Origin of the sequence: Methylobacterium sp. WL103, from assembly GCF_008039885.1 — a bacterium.
Classification (GTDB): Bacteria; Pseudomonadota; Alphaproteobacteria; order Rhizobiales; family Beijerinckiaceae; genus Methylobacterium; species Methylobacterium cerastii.
The window spans coordinates 1-2,305 of the sequence record NZ_VRUX01000639.1; the positions used below are offsets into that span (position 1 = coordinate 1).

A 2,305-nucleotide genomic window follows, 5' to 3' on the forward strand; every position below is an offset into this window, starting at 1 on the left:
CCCGCCCCCCCCCCCCCCCCCCCCCTCGTTTTTTTTTTCTTGCAGAAGACGGCATACGATATAGGCTCCGGTCTCGTGGGGTGGGTGTTGTGTATAAGAGACAGGGCCGTGGTCAAGCGCGCGATCTCGCGCGGCGGCAGCGGGGCTTAAGCCCCCTCACTCCATCCGCGTCGTCATCGTCTGCGGCGGCAGCGGCTCCTCGGGGGCTTCGGCGGCCTCCGCGTCGAGGTGGTCGATGACCGCGACGGCGTCGGCCCAGACCCGGAAGCCGACCAGCGGGTTCGGGCCGAAGGTGTGGGTCAGCGGCACGTCGGCGGCGTCGCGCCCGTAGGCGACCATGACCCGGCCGATGCGCGGCGCGTTGTTGCGCGGGTCGAACACGTGCCAGCGCCCGCCGAGGTAGACCTCCATCCAGGCGCAGAAGTCGCCGGCCGGGTGCGGCTCGGGCTCGCCGATGAAGCTGATGTAGCCGGTGCAGTAGCGGGTCGGCAGGTTCAGCGCCCGGCAGAACGCCACCGCGAGGTGGGTGAAGTCGCGGCAGACCCCGCGCCCGCCCTGGTAGGCGTCGAGCGCCGTGCGGTCGCGGTGGGCGAACTCGTAGCCGAAGGCGAGGTGGGCGTTGACGAAGTCGCACACCGCCTGCACCCGCTCCCACCCCGGCGGGGTGTCGCCGAACAGCCGCCAGGCCTCGTCGGCGAGCAGGTCGGATTCGCAGTAGCGGCTCGGCAGCAGGAACAGCAGGGTCTCGGCCGGCAGGTCCTCGACGCGGTGCTGCGCGGCGTCCGGCGCCATCGGGTCCGGCAGCCCGTCGTCGGCGACGATCCCGTCGGTGCCGATGGTGAAGGCGCCGGCCGGCGCGATCAGGCGGCCGCAGAGGTTGCCGAAGCTGTCGCGGTACGTCTCGACCGGCACCGCGGGCTGGGTGACGATCGCATCCGGGGCCTCGAGGGCGTCGGCGCAGGAGGGATGCAGGTTGAGCATCACCACCATCGGCACGGGATAGGGGAAGGCGTAGCGCATCTCGCAGCCGAGCCTGATCCGCATCCGGGATTCCTTCTTTCCTGAAACTGGGGCCGGCCAAGGCTTGTGGTGGAAGGCGTATGGTCTGACGCGCGCCGTCGCCGGGCCAGAGCGACCGGACCCGAGCAGGAGGCGGACCGCGAAGGGCTCGGACGGCGCGATAATTCGGGGTTGGCGGGTGTACCGTTCCCCCCTACAGCATCCCCGCGACCGGATTGAGAGCGGTGCGCGGAAGTTCCAGAGCTTTCTTGCGGCGCAGGCGCGAACGGCCCGGATGCGGGCCTTTCGCAACACGGTAATCAGAGGGAAGTCAGCGATGTTCACGCTCGAGATCGAGGGCAAAGCCGTGGCGGTCATCAACGGCGACGAGGAGACAGCGCGCGACCTCTTCACCTGCGACGGCTTCAAGGAAGACATCCAGAAGATGACGAGCGACGGCGCGCCGCTCTGGAACGGCACCTCGGAGCTCAAGATCCGCGCCGCCAACGAGGACGAGATCGAGATCTTCGAGGACGCGCTGGCCGAGGACGACGGCGAAGGCGACTTCGAGGACGACCCGCGCCACGCCGCCGCCGCCAACGACGCGACCACCGAAGAGGGCGAGGAGGACGAGGACGAAGCCGACATCGTCTTCCTCGTGGACATCGACGAGGCCGACGCCCTCGATTCGTGAGGGTTTTGGGCGTCCCGATCGAACGGGACGCCCTTCCCTAGCCGAAGCGACCGAGCGGGTCCGTTGTTCTCCTCGCACGAGGGGTGAGGCTGGCCCCCCTCTCCCCGCACGCGGGGAGAGGCCCGATGGGACCTCGTCGTCCCTGCGGGAAGCGGAGGCGAAGCCGAAGCGACGGTGAGGGGGAGGTGCAGGACGAGGCTCCTCCGTCGGCGCCCCTCACCTTCGGCTGCCGCCTCGCTCGGCCAAGCCCTCTCCCCGCACGCGGGGCGAGGGGATGCGCGGAAGCGTGGGGATACGACAGCTTGGCGCCCGGCGGATCGACGCCGCGGCTGACGACGCCTCAGCCGGCGAGCCACTCCGTCACGCCCGCCGCGGTGCGAAAATCCTCCAGCGCCCGCACCCGCGCGTCGGGGATCGCCGAGCCGGCCATGGTCGCCAGCGCGTGGCCGGGGCCGAGTTCGAGTACGGTGGTGGCGCCGTATTCCCGGCAGCTGTCGAGGCAGGCCGCCCAGTCGATCGTCTGCGCGATCTGGCGCGCGAGCTTGTCGAGCCCGGCGGCGGCGTCGAACACCGCGGTGCCGTCGAGACCGCCGACGAGGCGCGAACCGGGGC

The 2,305-nt window shown here is 70.7% G+C and carries 2 protein-coding genes and 1 pseudogene; 1 reads left to right on the plus strand and 2 read right to left on the minus strand.

The features are described 5' to 3' along the window. Positions 1-156: 156 nt before the first annotated feature. On the minus strand, positions 157-1,044 hold the full coding sequence (locus tag FV222_RS23535; protein ID WP_147763296.1) for a transglutaminase family protein: 888 nt from the start codon (positions 1,042-1,044) through the stop codon (positions 157-159). Between the two features lie 292 nt (positions 1,045-1,336). Here FV222_RS23535 and FV222_RS23540 point away from each other — a divergent pair, with 292 nt between their 5' ends. Then, positions 1,337-1,693: a hypothetical protein gene (locus tag FV222_RS23540; protein WP_147763295.1), complete on the plus strand. Its 357-nt coding sequence runs from the start codon at positions 1,337-1,339 to the stop codon at positions 1,691-1,693. A gap of 340 nt (positions 1,694-2,033) precedes the next feature. Here the strand turns inward: FV222_RS23540 and FV222_RS23545 are convergent. Continuing rightward, positions 2,034-2,305 (minus strand): annotated as a pseudogene (locus FV222_RS23545) (acyl transferase); the annotation flags it as partial.